Here is a 23,801-nt window from a genome sequence, read left to right on the forward strand (position 1 = left end):
TTTACATTACCTTCCGGTTCGTCAGCACCACCCCCGCTATCGTCACCGCCCCACCCACCAGCATCGATACCAGTACCGGTTCGCCCAGCAAGGCTGCCGCCAGCAAGATCCCGAACACGGGCACCAGGTTGTTGAATACTGCCGTGCGCGACGGCCCCAGCGCTTTTACCCCTTCGTAGTACCAGACAAAACCGATCACCGTGCCGAACAGCCCCATGTAGGCGATGGAGGCCCACACTTGCCAGCCGAAGCTGCGCCATGGCACGGTGGGAAATTCAAACGCCGCGCCCACCAGCAAGAAAGCCAGGCCCCACATGGCAGCGTAGGTAGTGGCAGCTACAGGCGAGAGCCCCTTCAATGCCACGCGCCCGATCAGGGTGTAGGCGGCCCAGCTGGAAATACCGCAAAACATGAAGACTTCACCGGCGCCGATACCGCCACCCGTGCCATGCAGCAAGCCGGCCAGGTCGCCATGCGTGATCACGATGGCCGTGCCGCAGAACGCCAGCACGATGCCCAGCCATTTGATGGAACCCAGGCGCTCGCGCAGCAGTACTGCCGAAGCCAGCGCCGTGACGATGGGATTGAGGGCCACGAACAGCGCCGTGCGGCCGGCCGGCATGCGCGCCAGGGCGGCCAGGAAAAACAGGTTGTACAGGAAGAAACCCGTCAAGCCGAGCGCCGCCGTCGTCAACACTTGCTTGCGGTCCAGGCGCGGCAAGCCGCCTTCGAATTTCCAGGCCAGCAGCAACAGCAATACCACGGCCACGCTGAAGCGTCCGCTGGCGGCGGTCATCGGCGGCATTTGCTGCGCCAGCACGCGGCCGGCAATAAAAGTACCGCCCCAGAACAGGGCAACGAAAATCAGTTTGATATATACCAGCGATGCTGGCGCGGCGGAAAGTGTAGCCGGTGTTACGGTGCTGGAACGCATAGGTTTTCCTGTGATGCAATCTGTCATGCCGCTTGCGCGGCGGGCTGTCAATCTATATATTAATACTAATATCAACTCATGAAATAATGAGTATTTACTCATATACGTAAACACCATGACCTTCACGCAACTGGAAATTTTTACCCTGGTGGCCGAGCTGCACGGTTTCTCGGCCGCCGCCGCACGGCTGGGTATCAGCCAGTCGGCCGTCTCGCACGCCTTGAAAGCGCTGGAAAAGGAAATGGGGGTGGACTTGATCGTGCGCCACCAGGCCTCGGCCGAACTGACGGAAGTGGGCTGCCAGCTGCTGCTGCGCGCGCGTGAAATCCTGGGCTTGTCCGAAGCGATGCGCCAGGAAGCGGCCGACGTGCTGGGCCAGCACCAGGGCTCCCTGCGCATCGGCTCCTTCGGCCCGACCGCCTCATTGAATTTGCTGCCGGCCATTCTGAGGGAGTTTCGCCACCGCTATCCGGGTATCGTCCTGCGCATCGACGAGGGCGGCGACCATGAAGTGCTGCAGTGGATACGCGAGCGCCGCGTCGACGTGGGTTTCGTGGTGCTGCCCGACGAGCGCTACGACACCGTGCCGCTGGTGGAAGACCAGATGATGGCGCTGGTACCGCGCAGCCATCCGCTGGCGCAACTGCCCGCCATCACCCTGGTCCAGCTATGCGAAGGGCCGTTCATCATGTCCGAAGCCGGTTGCGCGGTCCTGATCGAGCCGCTGTTTGCCAACGCCGGGCTGCAGCCGCAAGTGCCCTACCATATCAGCCAGATCATCACCATCCTCGACATGGTCAACCGCGGCGATGGCCTGTCCATCGTGGCCGAACTGGCCCTGCCCCAGCGCCTGCAGCAGCAGTATCCCGACCTGGTCGCCGTGCCGCTCGACCCGCCCGTCAGCCGCAAGGTCGGCCTGGCCGTACGCGACCGGCGCCAGAACACGCCCGCCACGAATGCCTTCCTGGAGGTGGCAAGACTGGTGGCGCCAACCCTGGCGCCTGGGCGCTGACAAAGCAGCTATAGCGGCCGCGCATCGAAAGCCTCTTGCGCCTGTTCGATGCTGCCGCCATGCGCTGCAGCCCACGCCACCAGCGCCACGAATGGCTCCTGCAAGGTACGCCCCAGCGGCGTGATCGAATACACCACGGCCACTTGCGAGGTGGGGATGACGCGCCGGTGCACCAGTCCATTTCTTTCCAGGCGGCGCAAGGCCTCCGTCAGCGCCTTGTGCGTGATCGGGTCCAGCCGCCGCTTGATCGCGTTGAAGCGCGACGGTTCCGAGCACAGCACGGTCAAAATCAGTACCGACCACTTGTTGGCAACCTGCTCCAGCACGGGCCGCGTGCTGCTGATTTCAGCGAGATTCATAGCGACATTCGAAGCCATCGCGGTTTCCTTTCGTATATCTGATTCATAGTTGGTGCGTAATTGACACCAGATATACGAAATGTATCATGAACCATTCCCCCCCCCCACACCAAGGAATGCGCCATGTTGAAACTTGAAGGAAAAACCGCCATCGTTACCGGAGGCAGCAGCGGCATCGGCCTGGCCATCGCCCAACGTTTTGCCGACGAAGGCGCCCATGTATTTATTACAGGCCGGCGCCAGGCGCAGCTCGATACAGCCGTCGCCCTGATCGGCAAGCGCGCAACCGCCGTCCAGGGCGACGTCACCAGCAGCGGCGACCTTGACCGCCTGTTCGAGATCGTCAGGCAAACTGGAAAGCAGCTCGACATCCTCGTCACCTCGTCGGGCGTATCGGAATTTGCCACCCTGGACGGCACCACCGAGGAACACTTCGACCAGGCTTTCGACCTGAACGTACGCGGCATGGTGCTGACGGTGCAGCGGGCCGTCCTGCAAATGGGTAGCGGCGGCGCCATCGTTTTGGTGGGGTCGATCGCCGGCAATATCGGCAACCCTGGCTATGGCACATATTCAGCCACCAAGGCGGCCGTGCGTTCGTATGCGCGCACCTGGACGCATGAACTGGCCGGCCTCGGCATCCGCGTCAATACCCTCAGCCCCGGCCCCACCGACACGCCGATGTTCGACAATGCGAGCGCAGAGGTGCGGCGCTTCCTGACCGATAAAATCCCCCTGAAACGCCTGGGCCGCGCCGACGAAGTGGCCGCCGCCGCCCTGTTCCTGGCCAGTGACGACAGCAGCTTCGTAGCCGGCGTGGAGCTGTGCGTCGATGGCGGCATGACCGCCTGATGGGAGCGACGCTATGAACAATACTACACGGAGTACCCTGCCCATGGTCGACCCGGCCGCGCGCCCGCTCGCGCAGGCGTTCGCCGCGTTCGATCCAGCCCGGCAAGGCATCACGCAATACCGCGCCAGCCTGGCGCAGCTCTTCCCTGCCAGCGCACAGGCGGCCGACACACCCCATGAAGAGCGCATGATCACAGGCGGCCCGGGTGGCAAGCAGCTGCGGCTGCTGATCCATCGCCCGCAGCAGGCCGTGGATCAGCCCCTGCCAGCCATCTTGTTCCTGCATGCGAGCGGTTTTATTTCCGGCACGCCCGACATGTTTTCAAAGGCGAACCAGGCCATGGCGCAGCAGCATCAGGCGCTGGTGCTCAGCGTGCAGTACCGGCTTGCTCCCGAGTCGCCGTTTCCCGCGCCCTTGCACGATGCATATGCGGCGCTGGCCTGGCTGGTCAAGCATGCGCAGGAACTGGGCATCGATCCAGCCCGTATCATCGTCATGGGCGAGAGCGCGGGCGGCGGCCTGGCGGCGATGCTCGCGCTGCTGGCGCGCGACCGTGGCCAATATCGGCTGGCTGGCCAGGTACTGATTTACCCGATGCTCGATCCCAGGACAGGCGGCGTCGACGCGCCCGTACAGAACCCGACCACCGGTGAATTCGTCTGGACGGCCAGCCACAACCAGTTTGCCTGGTCGGCCTTGCGGGGTGAAAAGGTCGACGAAGCATGGCAGCCGTATTTTGCGCCAGCCCTCGCCCAAAGCCTGACCGCGCTGCCGCCCACCTTCATCGCCGTCGGCGCGCTCGACCTGTTTCTCGAGGAAGACGTGGCCTATGCGCTGCGCCTGTCGCGCGCCGGCGTACCGGTGGAAACGCATGTCTACCCGGGCGCCATCCACGGCTTTGATTTCGTGGACAGTGCCGTGGCCACGCAATACCATGCCGACCTGGCGGCGGCGCTGAGCAGGCTGCTGGCGCCAACGCCTGAGGACTGACGCGCTAGGCCCCGATCAGCCCACGCAAGCCGCTGGCGCGCTGGGTGCGGCGCAGGATGGCGTCGAACAGCACGGCCTGCGTGGGCGATACCAGTGTGAAGAAATCGCGGGCGCGCGTGATGCCGGTATAGACCAGCTCACGCGCCAGCATGGCGCCGCCTTCCTGCGGTAGCACCAGCACCGTGTGGCGAAATTCCGAGCCCTGCGATTTATGCACGGTCATGGCGAACGCCGTTTCCACGTGGCGCAAGCGGGTCGCCAGCACGCTACGCACCGTATCGCCTTCGAGGAAATACACGCGCAAGGACCCAGGCCGGGCCGGGTCGCGCAAGGTCAGGCCGATGTCGCCATTGAAGACGCCGGTGGCGTAGTCATTACGCGTGACCATCACGGGCCGCCCCACATACCATTCGCTGCGGCGTATCAGCCCTTCTTTTTCCAGCCGCAGCTCAATGGCCGCATTCAAGCCAGCCACGCCCCACTCGCCTTCGCGCACGGCGCACAGGATACGGAACGCTTCAAAGCTGTGCAGCACCTTGCGCACCCAGTCGTCATGCTGTGTGTGTTCGCCATCCGCACCGGCATTGACCAGCGCCAGGTAAGGCTGATAACCGCCCGGCGCATCGGCACGCCCGCGCAAGGCCAGGCGCAGCACATCGTCCGGCTGCGCCGCAGCGATCCACGCCACTTTTCCATCGCTGTCACCGGTCAGCCATTGCTGCGCCAGCCGTGGCTGGCCCGCATTGACGGCCAGCGCCAGTTCACCGATAGGGCCGCTGAAACGGTGGCTGTGGCGCAGCATCACTGTCTGCTGCGCCAGCGGGCCGGCGCTACCTGCAAACTGCGCGGGGATCTGCACGCCGCCGGCCGCCTGCACATAAGCGATGGTGCCTGCGGTATAGCTGCCCGCCTGCGCATCGTGGCACAGGTCGCCCAATACGGCGCCCGCCTCCACCGACGCCAGCTGGTCCTTGTCGCCCAGCAGTATCAGCATGGCGGTCGATGGCAAGGCATCGAGCAAGGATGCCATCATTTCCAGATGCACCATCGACGCTTCATCGACGATGAGCACATCGACATCGAGCGGATTGCCCGCGTGATGCTGGAAAGCGCGCGTATCGGGCCGCGCGCCGAGCAGGCTATGCAAGGTGCGCGCGGCGCCCATGCGCCTGGCCAGTTCCAGCAGCGGCAAGCTGTCGCCGGTCTTCGCCGCCAGCCCCGCCAAGGCCTTGTCTATCGACTGCTTCAAGCGCGCCGCCGCCTTGCCGGTAGGCGCAGCCAGCGCGATGCGTAGCTGCTCGGGCTGCGGCGAGACGGCGAACAGCAAGGTCAGCAAACTGGCCACCGTGTACGTCTTGCCCGTACCCGGCCCGCCCGTGATGATGGCCACCTTGCCGCGCATGGCGATCGCGCACGCCGTCTTTTGCCAGTCCGGGCCGCCGTCGGGCGTGGGCTGGTCGAACAGGATATCGAGCCAGTGGCGCACCTGCTCCAAAGGCGGGGCCACGGTGATACGGGCACGCTCGGCGATGCGCTCACCAACCAGGGTTTCATCGCGCCAGTAACGGCGCAAATACAGGCGCGCGCCATCGAGCACCAGCGGCTGCTGCGAGTCACCTGTCCTTACCGGCCATACTTGCGGTGCGCGCGCCAGCAGCGCGTGCCAGGCCTCAAGCGTCTCGGGCAGCGGGCCGGAAATAGCCAGCAAGGCTTGCCACAGATCTTCCTGCCAGCCCATCAGCTGCGATGGTCCATCGGCCAGCTCGTCGAGCATCAGACAGCTATGTCCGCGCCCCTCCAGCTCGGACAGCACCATGCAAGCCACGCCTAGCGCTGCTGCATCTGGGGCGTCTTGCTCAAGGCTGGCGATAAAGCGGGCAAACGCCGCGCTCAAGCGGCGCATATGGCCCGCTTCGGCGAGCGCATCAAAATAGGAAAACAAGGCGTCCAGCGCCGCATCATGCTTCATGGGTTTCTTCCAGCAATTGATCGAGGCCATCCAGCAATTCAGCTTGCGGCGCCAGCCAGTAGCAGCCCCGTGTTTCCGTATTGGCGATACCGCGCAAAAATAAAAAGATGGCGCCGCCCAGATGTTCCTGAGGGTCGTAGCTGTCCCCCAGGCGGCTGCGCAACAGCCGGTGCAAGGCCAGCATATAGAGGGCGCCCTGGATATCGTAGCGGTGCTGCGCCATGCCAGCCGCCAGCGCCTGCGTGTGATAGGCCGCGTCGTTGACGCCCAGCGCATTCGATTTGTAATCGAGCACCCAGTAGCGGCCATCGCGTTCGATCACCAGGTCGGCAAAGCCTTTCAGCATGCCGTGCAGCTGGCGTTTTGGCATTATGGGACGCGGCGCGCCATCGAGCAGCAAGTCCGTGCACAAGCTATCGAGGGCATCGGTGGATAAATGCTCGCTGGGGAACCAGAACTCCATCTCGGACAAGGTGCTGTCCAGTTCAGACAAAGAGGTGTCCAGCAGCGGCAGCGGCGTAAGCGCCACCTCGCGCAACCAGGCGATGGCGTCTTCCTGGCGATGGCCCCAGCCTGCCCGCTCGCAGCGCGCAGCCAGGCGCATATCGAAATTGCTCTCGTGGACGCAGTCAAAACCCTCGCCGCCCATCCATTCCAGCTGCTCATGCAGGAAATTGCCGGGCATGGAACCACGCGGAAAACGGTGCCACGGCGTGTCCTGGGTTTGCTGTGCTTGCGGCGTTGGCGATAATACGGAGGCACCCGTACCATCTTCGAGCAAGGTCTCTTCCTGCGCCCGCTGCGGCACGTGCACAGCCGCCACGGCGCCGATCTGGCGCGTCAGCGAGGTAAAACTGCCCACCGTCCAGTCACGCTCGAAGCTGCCCGTAAACTGCGGCGCTTCCTTCAATTCGGGGCGCAGCTCTTTACGCGCCAGCACGGTGACGGCGTCTGGCTGCGCCAGGCTGGCAATCGCAATCGCCTCGCAATCGCCGCGCAGCTGCTGCCAGCGCGTCAACAAATGCTCGGCCGGCAGCTTGTCTCCGCCCGTCAGCAAGTAGCCGAGCGCCGATTCATGCAAGGTGTTTTCACCTGCCTTGCGGGCCGCCAGCGCGGCCACGCCCAGCCAAAGAAAATGGCGCGCCCGCGTCAGCGCCACGTACAGCAGGCGCAAGTCTTCCTCGATGCGCGCTTCTTCCACCGCAGCCATGGCTTCGTCCGACAGCGACAGGTCGATATGGCGCTCGCCGTCGGCATCGGCATACTCGACGAAACTTCGGTTGCGCTTGTCGACCTTGCGCGCCGTGACGGCAAACGGCAGGTACACGAGCGGGTATTCCAGTCCCTTGGATTTGTGCACCGTGATGACTTTCACCAGTTCGGCGTCGCTCTCCAGGCGCAGCACGCGTTCGTCGCCGCTTTCGCCCTCGCCGGCGATCTGCTCGGCCAGCCAGCGTATCAGCGCCTGTTCGCCATCGAGCTGGCGGCTGGCCGACTGCAGCAGTTCGGCCAGGTGCAGCAGATTCGTCAGCCGCCGCTCGCCGCCCGTCTGCTGCAGCAGCATGGCGGGTAATTGCAGGTCGTGGATGAAGCGGCGCAGCATGGCCAGCACACCCTGGCGCTGCCAGATCACATGCAAGGACTTCAGTTGCTCAACCCTGCGTTCCCATTCCAGCTCTTCGTTCGACAGCCGCGCCAGTTCGCCCAGCGACAAGCCGATGGTACGCGTGGCAAACGCCGCCCGCGCCAGGCCGCCATCGAGCGGGTTGGCCAGCGCCGTCAGCCAGCGCAGCACATCGGCCGCTTCCTCGCTGTCGATCACCGAATCCTTGTCGGACAAATACACGCTGGCCACCCTGCGCCGGGCCAGCGCGCGGCGGATGGCGGCAGCCTCCTTGCGGTCGCGCACCAGTACGGCGACGTCTGCCGGCTGCAATCGCTTGAACCCATCCGGGCCATCGAAGCCAGCCTGTTCATCGCCCAGCATGGCGACGATATGCTCGGCGCAATGTGCCGCAAAGTAGTCGCGGTAGCTGTCGCCCCGTAGCGACTCGTCGCTAGCGCACGCCACTTGCAGGGCAGGCAGCGGGCCGTCGACTGACACCAGCCGCTCAGCGCGCCCCTTGGCACCGACCGCTTCGAAGGGCAGCGGATTCTCGCCATTTTTACGGTAGCGGAAAGCGCCCTTCGGCACTTCCTCGCGCTCGGAGTGCAGGAATAACTGGTTGACGGCCGCCACCAGCGGCGCGGTGGAACGGAAGTTGGTGCCCAGCTGGTAATGGCGGCCAGCGGTCGCACGCCGCGCCGCCAGATAACTCTGGATATCTGCCCCGCGAAAACCATAGATGGACTGTTTCGGGTCGCCGATCAGGAACAGGCCCAGGGACGGTGCATTGTCGGCGATCCGGTACAGCAGGTTGAAAATCTGGTACTGGCTGGGCGCCGTATCCTGGAATTCATCGACCATCGCCAGCGGATACTGGTCGACGATGCGCTGGCGCAGGGCCGCGCCATTCTCGCCGGCCAGTGCATCGTGCAGGCGCGCAAGCATGTCGGCAAAACCGAACTGGCGCGACTGGCGCTTCAATTGCTGCATGCGCCGCGCTATCGATGCGGCCGCGTGCAGGTGCAGTGCATGCGCCAGCGGCGTGAGCGCCGCCAGTGCACGCCCCAAGCCTTCCGTGTGATCGAAACACTCGGGCACCACGGCCGTAAAGTTTTTCGCGTAGGCGTCTTCGATGCCGGCCGGCGTCAGCCGCTCCCAGGCCTTGGCGGTGATATTCGGCAGCAGCAACAGCGGATCGACCGCCCAGGCGCGCAAGCCATCGAACCATTTTGCCACGTTGTCGGGCTTCATCTTGACGCCGTTAAAACACTTGGGCGACGCTTCCCGGTGCGTGCGTATCCACTGTTCCATCTGCGTGGCGCGCTCGGTCCAGCCCTGTTTCAGCTGCGCCAGCTGCGCTGCCAGCGCGCGCTGTTCGCGCGCGATCAGGGTGGACAACGGTTCATCCTGCGCCATGGCCGTGATATCGCTGCGGCGCACCAGTTCGCGCACGCCTTTTTTCAGCGCCTCGACGTCAGGCCAGCAATCCTGCAGCGCCTGCAAGGATGGCGGCGACAAGGGATAGACTTGCTGGCGCCAGTAATCGTGGGCCGCATCCTCGAACAGGGCCTGCTCGTCGCTGACCAGTTCTTCATCGAACAGGCTGCCACTGTCAAACGCATGCTCGCGCAGCATGCGCTGGCACCAGGCGTCGATGGTAAAAATAGCCGCTTCGTCCATCGTTTCGGCGGCCAGCATCAGCCGGTGCGCCGCCTTCTGGCGTTCGCTGTCATCGGGGTAGGAAGCGAGCAAGGCATCGAGATAGGGGTCGCTGCTGTCGGACTCGTGGCGGAAGTACGCGGCCGCCTCGATCAGGCGCTCGCGCACGCGGTTCGACAGTTCGCGCGTGGCGGCGCGGGTAAACGTCATCACGAGGATGTCGGCCGGCAGCAGCGGACGCACGAAACGGCTGTTTTCGTCGCCATGGCCCAGCACCAGCCGCACGTACAGCGCGGCGATGGTCCAGGTCTTGCCGGTACCGGCCGACGCTTCGATCAGGCGTGAGCCATGCAGCGGAAACTCCAGGGGATTGAGCAGGTGGCTGGTCATTGTTGTTCTTCTCCTGCGCCTTCATCCTGCGCGGTAATCGGGTCCAGCGTGACATGGTCGCGCAGCCAGTCGGCCAGCGGGCCATACAGCTCGCGCGTGCAGTCTTCCCACGCTTCCTCGGCCGCCAGCGCCGAAAACTCGGGCCACAAACGGGCCAGGCACAACTCCTCGCGCTCGCCAGACAATTCAAAACCGCCATCGTAGATGGCGCGCGGGTCGCCCTGCTGCACCAGCGCCAGGCCTGTCTTGCAGGCCGTCGGCAACGGATGGTTCATACCTTCGCGCCACAGCGCCAGCAGGGTGGCCAGGGCGTCGCGCGAGGCTTGTTGTTCGAGCGGCGCCATGCTGACGATGGCGTCGCGCGCCACCAGGTAGCCGGTGACGGGAAAACCAAGGGCGGCGGCGGCCAGCTGGCGCAGCCACATCAGCATCAATTTATCGCCGCGCGCCAGGCCCTGCTTGTCCATCACCTTCGAAGAAATCTGCATCAGCCAGGCCGTGCCGCTGTCGTTGCGGCGCAGCTTGTCGAGCCAGTCATCAATGCGTATTTCACCGAAGGCCAGGCTGATGGCGCGCTTATCGGCGGCCAGCGGATACGAGGCGCGCAAGGAAAGCCAGGCGCTGCGCACAGGCACCAGCGCTTCGACCAGTTGCGCCTGCACCTGCTGGCCAATCAGGCCTATCGGCAGCACGCCTTCGCGCGCCAGCCGGTCCGCACGCGCCTGCAAGCTTGTGCGCACATCGGAAATGTCTTCCACCGCGCCGCCATCGTCCAGCAAAGTATCTTCCAGCAGATAACGTTCCAGCGCATTCAGGCTGAATGGTTCCTCGTCTTCACCCAGAGTGGCCGCGTCGATGAAACTGACGCTGAGGCGCTGGCGGAAGAAATACTTGACGGGCTGGCGCAGGAAGCTGGCCAGTTCACTGAGTTTCAGACGACGATCGGGATCGAGTTCATACGGACCCAATGGCAGTTGCTCCGCCTGCTGCGCCGCTTCCGTATGCGCCACCCGCCATTCCCCGGCATAGGTCAGCAAACCGCCATCTTCAAAATAGCGGCGGCTGAATGGCTGCAGCGCGTGTTCGGTCGTCAGCGTATGCAGATGGCGCTCCAGAGACCAGCCGGCCGCAAGGTAATCGCGCAGCTGCGACACCAGCACGGAAGGCGGCTGCTCGGCATTGTCGCGCACATTGCGCCCGACCCAGCTGATGTACAGCTTGTCGCGTGCGGCCAGCAAGGCTTCGAGCATCAGGTAGCGGTCATCGTCACGGCGCGAGCGGTCGCCAGGGCGAGCCATGCCGGGCAAGGCCAGCAAGTCGAAATCAGCTTTCGGCGCGCGGCGCGGAAAGTCGCCGTCGTTCATGCCCAGCAGGCAGACCACGCGAAACGGCACGGCGCGCATCGGCATCAGGGTGCAGAAGGTCACGCCACCGGATACAAATTGATGGTTCAGGGTGGGTTCATCGAGCGCGCCCAGCCAGGCCACGCGCAATACGGACAGCGGCACTGCTTCGACATAGCCCGCATGCTCGCATGTTTCCAGCCAACCCTGCAAGGCGCCTTCCAGCTGGGCCAGGGTCAAGCGGTCGCTCTCGTCGCCGGCATCGAAAAACGCCGCCAGCAGCGCGCGCGCCTGGGTGCCCCATTCGGCCGGCGTGCGCGCGCCGGCCAGCACCTCGCGCCAGTGCAGCAGCGCTTCGACCAGCTGCGCCAGCGAACCGGCCAGCGCCGCATCGAGGCCGCCCACCTCCCCATACGGTTCGATGCCGTGGAAGCTGGCGCCGGCGCCGCTGGCATAACCGAGCAGCATGCGCCGCAAGCCGAAGATCCACGCATTCTGTTCGCCAGCCGCACCCAGCCCCAGGCCGCTGCGGTGTTGCTGGTCCAGGCCCCAGCGCACGCCCGCGCCTTCGATCCAGGCGCCCAGGGTGGCCAGGTCATCGGCCTGTAAACCGAAGCGGGCAGCCAGCGCGGGCACGTCGAGCAGGTCGCGCACTTCGCTCTGGCGGCAGCGCTGCTGCGGCAAATGCAGCAGCCACTCCAGGGCGACCAGCAGCGGATTGACGCTGCGGTCCTTCACGTCGCCGATCTCGAACGGGATGAAACGCGCATCGGTGCGCCGGTGCTGGCCGAACACGGCGTGGATCGCGGCCGTAAAAGTGTCGATATCGGGCACCATCACCACCACGTCGCGCGGGCGCAAGCCCGTTTCGGCGCTGTGCGCAAACATGGCCAGCAACTGGTCGTGCAGCACTTCGACTTCGCGCTGCACGCTATGCGCCACGTGAAATTCGATCGAGCGGTCTTGCGGCGCGGGTGGCAGCTTTTCATGTTCGGCCAGCGGACGCAGTTCGCGGATGGCGACCTGCACCTGCTGCAGCAGAGTCTCGCCGATTTCCTCGCCAAACAGGTCGATGCGCAAACTGTCGTCGCGCCCTTCCGCTTGCGCGCTTTCATCGAATTCATCGAGCATGCGGATGAAATCACGCCCTTGCCTGCCCCAGCTTGCCAGCAGCGGATGGCTGTGCGCATGCAGTTCTTCGAGCGGTATCTGCGCCAGGTCGGCGCCGTTGCGCTGCTGCTGGCGTTTATAGGCGGCACGCAGCAAGTCGCGCCCTTCGATGATATCGCCCCAGTAAAACTGGCAGGGATTGGGCACGGCTAGCACCACTTGCGTGTAGCGCGCCAGCGCGGCCAGCGCCTGCAAGGTTTGATATGGCAAGGCCGAGACGCCAAACAGCACCACCCGGCGCGGCAGCTTGCCGGCTGGCGCCTCGCCAGCGGCAATCGCGGCAAGGAAAGCATCGTGAATATCGGCGCGGCCCGTGCGGCGCTCAGCCTCCGGCACATCCGCCGCCACCGCGCGCCACAACTGCGCTTGCCAGCGCTGGTCGTCTTTCAACGGAACGGCGTCATTGCGCGCCGTGCGCAGCTGGTCGCGCCCGGCGGCCCAGTCGGCCAGCCAGTCGGCGCGGTACACCTGGTACTGGTCGAACAAGTCGGCCAGGCGCTCGGCCAGCTGCAAGCGGCGTTCGGCGTCGCCATCGGCCAGGAAGTAGCGCAGCGGCGCAAACACGGCATCGTCGAGCAAGGACGGCAGCAAGCGCATCAGGCGCCAGGTCAACGGCGATTTATCGAAAGGGGACACGCGCGGCACGCGCTCGCGGCCCAGCATGCCCCGGTAGCTTTCCCACAGCAGGCGCGCCGGCAAGGCGATACGCGTGGCGGCACAGATGCCCATTTCCTCGGCCAGTGCGATTTTCAGCCATTCGGCCACGCCATTCGACTGCACCAGGAAGATGTCGGTCTCGAGCGGCGCCAGCGGATGGCTGCGCAGCCACTGAAAGACGGCGGCGCGCAGTTGTTCCAGCTGGTTGCCGTGCAAGATGAGCAGGCCGGGCGTGACGTTGGTTTGCATGCGGTTCCGATGAGTGCGTTGGGGAGACTAGGGCGACAAAGTCATATTATCGCCTGTGCAAGCACCATCGTGCACTCAACGCGCATCGTACAGCGCAAATTCCAGCATAATTTGTTCGGCCACCTGTGCCAGGGCCGGCGCCATTGCGGCCACCAGCGCGCGCGCCTGCGGCAAGTCGCCGCCGCGGCGCAAGCCTTCGATCGACAGGCATAGCGCGGCGAACGCGTTCGCCCCCACCGCGCGTGCCGACGATTTGCTGCGGTGGCCCAGGTCCGCCAGGCGTCCCAGGTCTTCCAGCGCCAATGCCTGCTCCATTTCAGCGATGCCGTCGCGCGCCGTGTCGAGAAAAAGCTGGGCGTACTTGCGCATCTTGGCCGGATCGTTACTGAAGGTGAGCGCCAGTGTCGCCAGGTCGAGGATGGCCGTGTCGCGCCATTCGCCGCCCTGGTTCAGCGATGGCGATGATTGCTGGTTTCCTGTGGTTGCGGAAGCCGATGCAGCAGATGGCGCGGCATGGCCGATACCGCCGCGCAGGCGCAGCCATTTCGCCAGCATATGAAATAGCAGATTAGGTGCAATCGGCTTGGTCACGAATTCATCCATGCCCGCTTCCAGACAGCGGGCGCGGTCTTCGCTACCGGCATTGGCTGTCATGGCGATCACCAGCACGCCAGCCAGGCGCCTGTCGGCGCGGATGCGGCGCGTGGCCTCGAAGCCATCCATCTCCGGCATTTGCACATCCATCAGCACGCAGTCATAACGCTGCCTGGCCAGCAGCTCCAGCGCTTCGATGCCATTGTTGGCGATGGTGACGATGGCGCCCGCGTCTTCCAGCAATTCGCTGCCTACTTGCTGGCTGAAGATATTGTCTTCCACCAGCAAGATGGAGGCGCCACGGATCACGCCCAGCACTTCCGGCTCCACCTCGACCATGCTGTCGTCATGCGCGCCAACGTATTTTTCCAGACGTGCCGTGAACCAGAACGTGCTGCCCTGCCCCGGCTGACTGGCGACGCCCACCGTGCCGTCCATCAATTCAGCAAGTTGCTTGCTGATCACCAATCCCAGGCCACTGCCACCATATTTGCGCGTGGTGGACGGATCAGCCTGATGAAATGAGCGGAACAGCTGTGCCATTTCGTCTTCGCTCATGCCGATCCCCCGGTCCTGCACTTCGAAGCGCAGCAGGCAGGAATTATCGCGCTCGTCGGCCTTGCGCACGCGCACGAAAATATTGCCGTTTTCGGAAAACTTGATGGCGTTGCTGGCCAGGTTCAGCAAGACCTGTTCCAGCCGCAGCGGGTCGCCGCGCCAGCGTTGCGGCAAGCCTTCTGCCATATCGAAACGGAAGGCCAGGCCGCGCGTGGCGGCTGCATCGCCAAGCTGGCTGGCGATATTGGCCAGCAGGGTGTCGAGCCGGAAGTCCAGCACTTCCAGTTCCAGCTTGCCCGCCTCGATCTTGGAAAAATCGAGAATATCGTTGATCAGGCCCAGCAGATGCTGGCCCGAGTGGTAGATTTTTTGCAGATAATCGCGCTGGCGGGGATCGGTCACCGACTTCAGCGCCAGGTGGGCCATGCCGATAATGCTGTTCATCGGCGTGCGGATCTCATGGCTCATGTTCGACAAAAAGTCGCTCTTGGCCTGGCTGGCCGCATCGGCCTGCTCTTTCAGGCGGTGCAGCTCCGTCACATCGGTGGACAAACCGATCAGGCCTGTCACGGCATCGGGCGTGCCCAGCGGTACTTTCACGCTCCACAAATGATGAACTTGACCCTGCGCGTCGACGAAACGTTCTTCGCCGATAAACTTGACGCCGCTGTCGAACAGCTGGCGATCGGTGCCATGCACAGCCCGCGCCGCCTCGCTGCTCATCAGTTCATCATCATGGCGGCCTATCACCTGCTCCGGGGTACGCCCCAGCATGAACGCCGCCCGGGCATTCACATAGCGGTAGCGCAGGTCCGCATCCTTCATATAGACATAGGCATCCACGCTGTCGAGCACCGTATCGAGCAAGGCGCGCTGGGCAATGGCGTAGCGGCGCGAGCGGTACAGCGTAAAGATATAGCCATAGACCAGCAAAGTACCCGCCACGCCGACCAGCAGCGCCAGCCAGGGGAAATAGTGGTCGAAGTTGCTATATAAATCGGATTTGCGCATGCGGAAATGCGCCTTCCACATGCCGCCCTGGTATTGCACCGGCAGCACCTGGTCGAAATAGGCAGGGTCGCTGCCCGGCTGTGGCGGCGCCAGCGTCAGATCCTTGCCATTGTTGAACAGCAAACGGTCTTGTGGCGTGAGGCTGACCACGGCGTCCGGCGCCACATGGGCAAGCTGGGCTTCATGCGGAAAAGCGTACAGGGTCAGTTGCAGCGATTCCAGGGCGCTTTGGTGAAAAGCACTGTGTACGAGCTGCGCCACGCCAAAACCGATGCCCACCGATCCCTGGTAAGCTGCGCGCCGCTCGCTTTCGCTGGACAGGGGCATGCCATTGCGGTACACCGGCAGCCGAAGTCCCAGGCCCGCATACGCGGGTGGTCCCTTGATCATGATTACCTGCCCCGACGCGCTGGCCTGGCCGCTATCGCGCGCCTGTATCAGCGACTGCGCCACCAGAGGATTGGCGGCAATATCGATGCCCATGCGCTCAGCGACCAGTGTCTCGGGCTCCAGATACGTCAGCACCGTGTAACTGGGCCGTTCACCTTCCGGGCGTATCGTAAAGCCGGGATAGCCTTCGGGATGCAAACTGGTATCGGCCCGCACGGAGGCGATAAAGGCCGCGCGCTGGCCGGCGGTGACCACCGGCGCATAGTTGATCACTTCGATGGCGGGAAACTGATTCACCAGGTCCAGCCCAGCCACATAGTCGTGAAATTGCCGGCGCGACAGTGGATCGCTGGTACGGAACAGCGCCTCCAGGCCATGCAGCAAGTCGGCATAACTCTTCACGCGCGCCGTCAGGCTATGCTGGCCGCCGCGGGTCAGATTATCAAAACGCTGCCAGGCATCGTCATTGACGGTGCGCGCCGCATCGGCATACAAGGCGCCGCCTATCACCAGCGCCAGCAGCGTCCCCCCCGCCCAAATCCTGAAACCTGATACCGTCCAGCTCCTGTTCAGAGTATGCATTGTCGATCGCTTATTCGGGTTCCTCAAGTAACGGGAACACAGCCCCGCCTGACTGACGCCAGCATACTATCAAAGCCCGTGCGCGAGATGCTTGCCCGTGAAAAAAAGATGCAATATGACAAACGTTGCCATATTGCATTAAACCCTAATCAAGATGGCAATGCGCTGATGAAAGAACCCGCGATGAAACCATGCTATTTTTTGGCAGATCAGTCCGCCTGTCCGTGCCATGCTGCGATAGCTTAATTATGCGGCAAGCGCAAGAGGCGTGATCGCCTCGGCGATTGCCTTGCCGGCCGATATTTCAGCAACACGAAGGCCATATGCACTTTGAAGGTTCAGCCAGCCTTGCGCCTCGCTGCCAAAAGAACGCTCAAGGCGCAGCGCCGTATCGGCGGAAACGCTACGCAAGAACGACCACCACCGCCACTTACTTCAAGGTCGGCATGGCAAACTCCGCTCCGGCCTGGGTCGAGGCGGGCCAGCGCTGGGTGACGGCTTTCTGTTTGGTGTAGAAGCGTACGGCTTCCGGGCCGTGCGCATGGTGGTCGCCGAACAGGCTGCGCTTCCAGCCGCCGAAGCTGTGGAAGGCCATCGGCACGGGAATCGGCACGTTGACGCCCACCATGCCGACCTGCACGCGGTGCGTGTATTCGCGCGCCGTGTTGCCATCGCGCGTATAAATCGCCGTGCCGTTGCCGTACTCATGGGCGTTGACCAGCTCCAGTGCGGTCGTAAAATCGGCCACGCGCACGATGCACAGCACGGGGCCGAAGATTTCTTCCTTGTAGATCGTCATGTCGGGCGTGACATGGTCGAACAGGCTGCCGCCCAGGAAAAATCCCTTTTCATGGCCAGGCAGCACGAAACCACGGCCATCGCTGACCAGGCTCGCGCCCTCCTTCACGCCGATGGCGATGTAGCCGGCAATCTTGTCTTTATGGGCCTGCGTCACCACCGGCCCCATTTCGGCCACCATATCCATGCCGTGATTGATTTTCAGGGCGGCGATGCGGGGCCGCAGGGCAGCCACCAGCTGATCGGCCACATTGCCCACCGCCACCACCACGGAAATGGCCATGCAGCGCTCGCCGGCCGAACCGTAGGCCGCGCCCATCAAGGCGTCCACCGTTTGCTCGATATCGGCGTCGGGCATCACCACCATATGGTTTTTCGCCCCGCCCAGGGCCTGCACGCGCTTGCCTTGCGCGCAGCCGGTGGCGTAGATGTATTCGGCAATCGGCGTGGAACCGACAAAACTCACTGCACGCACATCGGGATGATGCAGCAATGCATCAACGGCTTCCTTATCGCCCTGCACCACATTGAACACGCCATCGGGCAAGCCCGCGTCCGTCAGCAGTTGCGCCAGCAGCAGGCTGGCCGAAGGATCTCGCTCGGATGGTTTCAACACAAAAGTGTTGCCACAGGCGATAGCCATCGGGAACATCCACATCGGCACCATCACGGGAAAGTTGAATGGGGTGATGCCCACGCACACGCCCAGCGCCTGGCGTATCGACCAGGCGTCGATGCCGCCGGCCACCTGTTCGCTGTATTCGCCCTTCATCATTTGCGGAATGCCGCAGGCGAACTCCACCACTTCGATGCCGCGCGTCACTTCGCCTTTCGCATCGGTAAACACCTTGCCATGCTCGGAGGTGATCAGCGCGGCCAGCTGGTCCGAGTGTTCTTCCAGCAATTCCTTGAATTTGAACATGATGCGCGCCCGGCGCAAGGGCGAGGTTTGCGACCAGGCCGGAAACGCCGCATGGGCCGCGGCCACGGCGGCATTGAGTTCCGCAGCCGTGGCCAGCGCCACTGTGGCCGCCACGGCGCCGGTGGCAGGATTGAACACGTCGCTCGTGCGCTCCGAGCGCGAAGTCATCGGGTTGCCACCGATATAGTGGCCGATTGTCGGGGTAGTCATATCGTCTCTCACTTTACTGTTATTTCGTCATCAGCCACTCATGGGCCGGGTCGTTTTTAAAGTGCCAGACCCGTTTCGGGCCGGCCATCACGTTCAGGTAATAGCCATCGTAGCCATACGGCACGGTGACGGGGTGGTAGCCGCGCGGCACCATCACCACGTCGTGGTTTTCCACCGCCATCGATTCGTCCAGGGAACGGTCATCCGTATAGACCCTTTGGTATGCAAAACCCTGCTCGGGATTAAGGCGGTGGTAATAGGTTTCTTCCAGCGAACTTTCCACGGGCAAGTTATCGTTGTCGTGCTTGTGCGGCGGGTAACTCGACGAGTGGCCGGAAGGCGTCAGCACTTCCACTACCAGCAAGCCGTCAGCCTCGGCCGTTTGCGGCAGGATATCGCACACATAACGCGTATTGGCGCCCTTGCCCCGCACGGAGCGGACCATCGATTGCGGTTCGATCAGGCGTGCCGGACGGTGAGTGGTGGCTGGCGCGCTGCACAGGGCCACTTCGGCCCCGCCGGTTGCCGTAATGGTCACTTGCGTTTCCAGCGGTACATACACGGCATACGGCGAGCGCTCTTCAAACACGCTGCTGCGACCGCCGATGTCGGCCCAGGTCTGCTCGCCGGCTTGCACCGTTACCGTGCCCGTCAGCACCACGATGCATAGTTCGCGCGAGCCCGTTTCCAGGGACAGTTCTTCGCCAGCAGCCAGGCGGTGGGCGGCAAAACCCACGTGCGTCCAGCCGGCCGATTCAGGGGTCACCTGCACGATTTGCGAGCCACTCTTGTTGGCTTTGACTAGCAGGCTCATGCTGCCTCCTGGCCTGCATGGGAACCGAGTTGAGGAATCTCGCGCACCAGTTGCGCCAGGTAGTCGTAACCCATCTTGGCATATTGATAGCTGGGCGCCACGGCGGGGTCTTGCTCCGCTTCCACCACCAGCCAGCCTTCATAGCCGTTGCGGTACAAGCTGGCCAGAATCGCCGGGAAATCGATGCCGCCATCGCCGGGCACGCTGAACGCGCCATTGATGACAGACTGCAAGAAGCTCCAGTGGCCATTGCGTGCCAGTTTCACCACCTTGGGCCGCACATCCTTGCAATGCACATGGCAGATGCGGTGGATATGCTTATTGAGTATCGTCAAGGCATCGCCACCGCCAAACGTGATGTGGCCCGTATCGAACAGCAAGCCCACGTCCGGTCCCGTCAAGGCCATCAATTGATCGACGTCGGCCGGCGTTTCCACGTAAGCACCCATATGGTGATGATAGGCCAGGCGCACGCCATGCGAAAGACAATGGCTGGCAAACGCCGTCAGCTTGTCGGCATAGTCTTGCCATTGCTGTTGAGTTTGAAAACGCGGCCGTTTATACAGCGGGCGCGGCTCGCCCTGGATGGCGTCGGCCACTTCGCCATACACCATCACGGTGGCGCCGCTATCGGCCAGCAGACGCAGATGGGACTCTACGGCAATGATTTCTTCTTCGACAGAACGGTGCACCAGCCGGCCCGAATACCAGCCAGAAACACAGGCCAAATCGTATTTACCCAGCACGGCCCGCAAGGCCGACGCTTCCTTGGGAAACTTGTTGCCCAATTCAAAGCCGGCGTAACCGATTTCCGCGCCTTCCTTCAAGGCCGTTTCCAGCGGTGTTTCGCCGCCCAGCGAGGGCAGATCATCATTCATCCACGAAATCGGATTGATGCCGATGCGTACATTCCATGTGTTCATCTCAATTCCTTTGCTTCAGGCGCTCGGTTTCATAACGGGCACGCGCGGCGCGCACGCCTTCCTGGGTCGACACGGCTGGCACGGCCACTTCCCACCAGCAGCCGCCCTCTTCGGTGGTGCGCGTATCGTCGGTATTGATGCAGATCAGATAAGTTCGCGTAGCGGCGCGGGCGCGCAGCATGGCTTGTTCCAGGCCCGCGATATCGGCCACGTGTTCGCTCAGGGCGCCCAGGGACCGTGCATGCAGGGCAAAGTCGATTTGCGGCGCGCCGTCACCGGCTTGCAGGCAATCGGCCAGCATATTGTTAAACGGCGCATTGCCGCATGCCTGCTGCAAACGGTTGATGCAGCCATAACCACGGTTGTCGAGCACCACGATGATGAGTTTTTTATCGAGCATGACGGAGGTGGCGATTTCCGAATTCATCATCAGATAACTGCCGTCGCCCACCATGACGATCACTTCGGCGTCCGGCTTGGCCATCTTGACGCCAAGACCGCCCGCGATTTCATAACCCATGCAGGAATAGCCATATTCCATGTGATAACCGCCCGGCGTGCTGGTGCGCCACAGCTTGTGCAGCTCGGCCGGCAAGGTGCCCGCCGCGCAGACGACGATATCGCACGCGGTGGAGTCTGGCGACGAGCGCTGCACGGCGCCGATCACTTCGCCGTCATATGGCAAGCCGGCCACTTCGCGCTTACCCGTGATGGCCGCCACCGTCTCGCGCCACGCCGTGCCCGCCTGCTGCGCCCTTTCACGCCACTGGCCTGCGCTATGCCAGCCTTCCAACTGGCGCGACAAGCCTTGCAAGGCCAGGCTTGCGTCCGCCTGCACGGCAAGGCCACGGCGTTTCAAGGCATCGAAAGCGTTGACGTTCAGGCTGACCAGTTGGGCGTCGCCAAACAGCGAGTTCGAGCCTGTCGTAAAGTCTTGTAAGCGGGTACCAACCGCCAGTACCAGGTCAGCGTCCGCCGCCAGCGCATTGGCAGCGGGCGACCCCGTCACGCCGATGGCGCCCAGTTGCAAGGGATGGTCCCAGGGCAAGGCGCCCTTGCCCGCCTGGGTTTCTGCCACCGGTACGCCATGGCGTTCGGCAAAAGCACGCAAGGCCGCACTCGCTTCGCCATACAACACGCCGCCCCCAGCCACGATTAAGGGTTGCCGGGCTTTTTTCAGCAGTGCAGCCGCTTCTTCCAATTCCGACTCCACAGCAGGTAGCGCGCGGAAACGCACGATGCGCGGCTCGAAAAATTCCTCCGGGTAATCGTAAGCCATGGTTTGCACGTCTTGCGGCAAGGACAGGGTCACGGGGCCACAGGCAGCCGGGTCGGTCAAGGCAGCAATCGCACGCGGCAAGGCTGTCAGCAATTGCTCGGGGTAAATGATACGGTCGAAATAACGCGACAAGGGTTTGAAGGCGTCATTCACGGACACGCTGCCATCGCCGCCATCTTCCAGCTGCTGCAAGACAGGATCGGGCGCACGCGAGACAAACACGTCACCCGGCAACAGCAATACCGGCAAGCGGTTGACGTGGGCCAAAGCGGCAGCCGTCAGCAGATTGGTGGCGCCCGGTCCGATGGAACTGGTGACGGCCATCATGCGCCGGCGCATATGCGCCTTGGCATAAGCAATCGCTGCGTGCGCCATCGCCTGTTCATTGTGGGCGCGATAGGTGGGGAATTGCTCGCGGTATTGATACAGCGCTTCGCCCAGGCCCGCCACATTGCCGTGGCCAAAGATGGCGAAAGCGCCGCCGAACAGCGGCTGCTGGTCTGGCGTGCGCAGCGCCGCCAGGTAGCGCACCAGCGCCTGCGCCATGGTGAGACGAATTGTGCTTTTGGGTAAAGTACTCATGCGGCACGCTCCAGTTGCTTGCGGGTACCTTGCCACAGCGAAATCAACTGTTCGAAGTTGGCCCGCACGGCGGCGATCAGCCCCGCATCGTCGATCTCGCCGGCCAGCCAGCGGCGGCCCGGTTCCTGGAATATGGTGCGGCCGACCATGAAGCCACGGCAAGTGGTGCTGTTGCGGGCCGCTTCAAAACCGTCGGCCAGCGCATCGATAGGCGCATTCAGGCCCAGCAGCACCACGCCGCGGCAATAAGGATCGCGTTCGTGCACCAGCGCATCAATGGCTTGCCATTGCTGGGCGCTCATGCTTTCCAGTTTCCACCATTCCGGATAAATGCCCAGGTTATACAAGCGCTTGACGGCACGGTAGACAGTATCCGGGTGTTGCGGCAAGCTATCGGACGGTATGACTTCGAGCAACAGTTCGTGGCCGCTCACTTGCGCCGCATCGTACAAGGCCTTGATCTGCGCTTCCTGTTCCAGCCGGTTTTCCACCGTATCGTCCGGATGCAATTGCACCAGGCATTTGATGACGTGTTCTTTCGGCCAGCTATTCAGGTGCGAACCGATAGAGCGGCCCCAGTCGAATTGCAGTGGATTGGAACCCGGCAACTCCACGGGACGGCCTATCCACCAGCCGCGCCCGGTGGCGTCGTTCAGCGCGTCCAAGCCGTAGCGGCCGTCGATCAGCACGCCCGTCTTGCCGGCCAGACCCAGCGCTTTTTCCGTTTGCGCCACCGCCTGCACCATCAGCTGTTTCAAAGCGGAAATCGCCGATTCAGGCGCGCCTGTCTGTTGCGCCAGCTCAAAGAATTGCGTGCGATGGTCAAAAGCAAACACACATACTTCGTCCCATTGCTTGCGGGCAAGCGTGCTGCGGTGCAAGCGCGCTAAAGTGGCGTCCTGGTCGGGATGCGTGAGTCTGGCGGCATGGGCCAGGAAATAATCGAGTTCGACGGGAGACGGCATGGCCGGCGCGCAGGCGTGGCGCGAGACCACCAGCGCGCCGCAGGCGTTGGCGTAGCGGCAGCAAGCCGCATAATCTTCGCCACGCAGCCAGCCTTTCAGGAAACCGGAAATAAAGGCGTCGCCCGCGCCCAGCACATTGAGCACGTCGACCCGCACGCCTGCATAGTTAAAGGCGTCGTCCAGGCTGGCGGGAATGGCGGCGTCAATCACGGCACAACCGAGCGGACCACGCTTGACGACCAGGGTCGCGGCGCTGACGGCGCGCACGGCGCGCAAGGAAGCGAGGATATCGGTGCCGCCACCCGCGATCATGAATTCCTCTTCCGTGCCGACGATCAAATCGAACTGCGGCAAGATGCCTTGCAGGTGGCGCGTTACACCTGCACTGGAAATAAAGCGCGTCTCGCCATCGGCCTTGCCCGACAATCCCCACAGCACGGGCCGGTAATCGATATCGAGCACGGTGCGCACATTGTTGCTACGGGCCAGCACCAGCGCCTGGGTACTGACGCCATGCATGGCCTCGGTAGAAAAATGCGTGCCGGTAATCAATAACGCCTTGCTGGTAGCGATAAAGTCCGCGTCCACCGAGGCGGGTGCTATCGCCATGTCGGCGCAGTTCTCGCGGTAAAAAATCAGCGGAAACGTATGTTTATCCTTGATGCCCAGCATCACCAGCGCCGTCAACCGATCATGGTCGATGCCCACGTGGCTGATATCGCAGCCTTCACGGGCCAGGGTATCGGTGAGGAAACGGCCCATATGGTCGTTGCCCACTTTCGACAGCATGGCCGATTTCAAGCCCAGCCGGGCCGTGCCGAAAGCCACGTTGGCCGATGAGCCGCCCAGGTATTTGGCAAAACTCGTCACGTCTTCCAGCGGGCTACCGATCTGCTGTGCGTACAGGTCCACCGCGAGGCGGCCCAGGCAAATCACATCCAGCGCACGCCCGGGGGCAAATTGTGTCGTATTTTTCATGGCT

At 63.2% G+C, this 23,801-nt stretch carries 15 protein-coding genes; 3 read left to right on the plus strand and 12 right to left on the minus strand.

The window, feature by feature from the left end; translation table 11 throughout:
- Position 1 precedes the first annotated feature (1 nt).
- On the minus strand, positions 2 to 934 hold the full coding sequence (locus HDE75_RS02365; protein WP_183676402.1) for a DMT family transporter: 933 nt from the start codon (positions 932 to 934) through the stop codon (positions 2 to 4).
- Positions 935 to 1,049: 115 nt separating this feature from the next.
- Between HDE75_RS02365 and HDE75_RS02370 the strand changes: the two genes are divergently transcribed.
- Complete coding sequence (locus HDE75_RS02370) at positions 1,050 to 1,946, plus strand: LysR family transcriptional regulator (protein WP_183676401.1); 897 nt, start codon at positions 1,050 to 1,052, stop codon at positions 1,944 to 1,946.
- Between the two features lie 8 nt (positions 1,947 to 1,954).
- Here the strand turns inward: HDE75_RS02370 and HDE75_RS02375 are convergent, their stop codons facing one another.
- Positions 1,955 to 2,323, minus strand: coding sequence for a winged helix-turn-helix transcriptional regulator (locus tag HDE75_RS02375; protein WP_183676400.1), 369 nt, complete (start codon positions 2,321 to 2,323; stop codon positions 1,955 to 1,957).
- Between the two features lie 105 nt (positions 2,324 to 2,428).
- On the opposite strand from HDE75_RS02375, the gene HDE75_RS02380 reads away from it, so the two are divergent.
- Both HDE75_RS02380 and HDE75_RS02385 read left to right on the plus strand, forming a co-directional pair.
- Positions 2,429 to 3,157 (plus strand): SDR family NAD(P)-dependent oxidoreductase, encoded by a 729-nt coding sequence (locus tag HDE75_RS02380; RefSeq protein WP_183676399.1) that lies wholly within the window; start codon positions 2,429 to 2,431, stop codon positions 3,155 to 3,157.
- 13 nt (positions 3,158 to 3,170) lie between these two features.
- Positions 3,171 to 4,148: an alpha/beta hydrolase gene (locus HDE75_RS02385; RefSeq protein WP_183676398.1), complete on the plus strand. Its 978-nt coding sequence runs from the start codon at positions 3,171 to 3,173 to the stop codon at positions 4,146 to 4,148.
- A gap of 4 nt (positions 4,149 to 4,152) precedes the next feature.
- Here HDE75_RS02385 and recD read toward each other — a convergent pair whose 3' ends face one another.
- From recD to HDE75_RS02435, 10 genes are all read right to left on the minus strand, one after another.
- On the minus strand, positions 4,153 to 6,117 hold the full coding sequence (gene recD / locus HDE75_RS02390) for an exodeoxyribonuclease V subunit alpha (RefSeq protein WP_183676397.1): 1,965 nt from the start codon (positions 6,115 to 6,117) through the stop codon (positions 4,153 to 4,155).
- The gene (gene recB, locus HDE75_RS02395; protein ID WP_183676396.1) at positions 6,107 to 9,772 is read right to left on the minus strand and encodes an exodeoxyribonuclease V subunit beta; all 3,666 of its coding nucleotides are present in this window, start codon (positions 9,770 to 9,772) and stop codon (positions 6,107 to 6,109) included. Before recB ends, recD begins: the two co-directional genes overlap by 11 nt.
- Complete coding sequence (gene recC / locus HDE75_RS02400) at positions 9,769 to 13,191, minus strand: exodeoxyribonuclease V subunit gamma (protein ID WP_183676395.1); 3,423 nt, start codon at positions 13,189 to 13,191, stop codon at positions 9,769 to 9,771. Before recC ends, recB begins: the two co-directional genes overlap by 4 nt.
- Positions 13,192 to 13,266: 75 nt before the next feature.
- Positions 13,267 to 16,326: a CHASE domain-containing protein gene (locus HDE75_RS02405; RefSeq protein WP_183676394.1), complete on the minus strand. Its 3,060-nt coding sequence runs from the start codon at positions 16,324 to 16,326 to the stop codon at positions 13,267 to 13,269.
- Positions 16,327 to 16,572: 246 nt separating this feature from the next.
- A complete protein-coding gene (locus HDE75_RS02410) occupies positions 16,573 to 16,737 on the minus strand; it encodes a helix-turn-helix transcriptional regulator (protein WP_260173603.1) in 165 nt (54 codons plus the stop codon).
- Between the two features lie 19 nt (positions 16,738 to 16,756).
- On the minus strand, positions 16,757 to 18,256 hold the full coding sequence (locus tag HDE75_RS02415; protein ID WP_183676393.1) for a CoA-acylating methylmalonate-semialdehyde dehydrogenase: 1,500 nt from the start codon (positions 18,254 to 18,256) through the stop codon (positions 16,757 to 16,759).
- Positions 18,257 to 18,275: 19 nt separating this feature from the next.
- Positions 18,276 to 19,070, minus strand: a complete 795-nt coding sequence (gene iolB, locus HDE75_RS02420; RefSeq protein WP_183676392.1) for a 5-deoxy-glucuronate isomerase — start codon at positions 19,068 to 19,070, stop codon at positions 18,276 to 18,278.
- Complete coding sequence (iolE, locus tag HDE75_RS02425; RefSeq protein WP_183676391.1) at positions 19,067 to 19,993, minus strand: myo-inosose-2 dehydratase; 927 nt, start codon at positions 19,991 to 19,993, stop codon at positions 19,067 to 19,069. Before iolE ends, iolB begins: the two co-directional genes overlap by 4 nt.
- 1 nt (position 19,994) lies before the next feature.
- Entirely contained in the window at positions 19,995 to 21,854 is a 1,860-nt protein-coding gene (gene iolD, locus HDE75_RS02430) for a 3D-(3,5/4)-trihydroxycyclohexane-1,2-dione acylhydrolase (decyclizing) (RefSeq protein ID WP_183676390.1), read from the minus strand.
- On the minus strand, positions 21,851 to 23,797 hold the full coding sequence (locus HDE75_RS02435; protein ID WP_183676389.1) for a bifunctional 5-dehydro-2-deoxygluconokinase/5-dehydro-2-deoxyphosphogluconate aldolase: 1,947 nt from the start codon (positions 23,795 to 23,797) through the stop codon (positions 21,851 to 21,853). Before HDE75_RS02435 ends, iolD begins: the two co-directional genes overlap by 4 nt.
- Positions 23,798 to 23,801: the final 4 nt, after the last annotated feature.

This window comes from Janthinobacterium silvisoli (assembly GCF_014200725.1).
In the GTDB taxonomy this organism is placed as follows: domain Bacteria; phylum Pseudomonadota; class Gammaproteobacteria; order Burkholderiales; family Burkholderiaceae_D; genus Janthinobacterium.

Coding starts and splice junctions, on each gene's coding strand:
- HDE75_RS02365 (WP_183676402.1), bottom strand. CDS start 934: ATGCGTTCCAGCACCGTAACACCGGCTACACTTTCCGCCGCGCCAGCA.
- HDE75_RS02370 (WP_183676401.1), top strand. CDS start 1,050: ATGACCTTCACGCAACTGGAAATTTTTACCCTGGTGGCCGAGCTGCAC.
- HDE75_RS02375 (WP_183676400.1), bottom strand. CDS start 2,323: ATGGCTTCGAATGTCGCTATGAATCTCGCTGAAATCAGCAGCACGCGG.
- HDE75_RS02380 (WP_183676399.1), top strand. CDS start 2,429: ATGTTGAAACTTGAAGGAAAAACCGCCATCGTTACCGGAGGCAGCAGC.
- HDE75_RS02385 (WP_183676398.1), top strand. CDS start 3,171: ATGAACAATACTACACGGAGTACCCTGCCCATGGTCGACCCGGCCGCG.
- recD (WP_183676397.1), bottom strand. CDS start 6,117: ATGAAGCATGATGCGGCGCTGGACGCCTTGTTTTCCTATTTTGATGCG.
- recB (WP_183676396.1), bottom strand. CDS start 9,772: ATGACCAGCCACCTGCTCAATCCCCTGGAGTTTCCGCTGCATGGCTCA.
- recC (WP_183676395.1), bottom strand. CDS start 13,191: ATGCAAACCAACGTCACGCCCGGCCTGCTCATCTTGCACGGCAACCAG.
- HDE75_RS02405 (WP_183676394.1), bottom strand. CDS start 16,326: ATGCATACTCTGAACAGGAGCTGGACGGTATCAGGTTTCAGGATTTGG.
- HDE75_RS02415 (WP_183676393.1), bottom strand. CDS start 18,256: ATGACTACCCCGACAATCGGCCACTATATCGGTGGCAACCCGATGACT.
- iolB (WP_183676392.1), bottom strand. CDS start 19,070: ATGAGCCTGCTAGTCAAAGCCAACAAGAGTGGCTCGCAAATCGTGCAG.
- iolE (WP_183676391.1), bottom strand. CDS start 19,993: ATGAACACATGGAATGTACGCATCGGCATCAATCCGATTTCGTGGATG.
- iolD (WP_183676390.1), bottom strand. CDS start 21,854: ATGAGTACTTTACCCAAAAGCACAATTCGTCTCACCATGGCGCAGGCG.
- HDE75_RS02435 (WP_183676389.1), bottom strand. CDS start 23,797: ATGAAAAATACGACACAATTTGCCCCCGGGCGTGCGCTGGATGTGATT.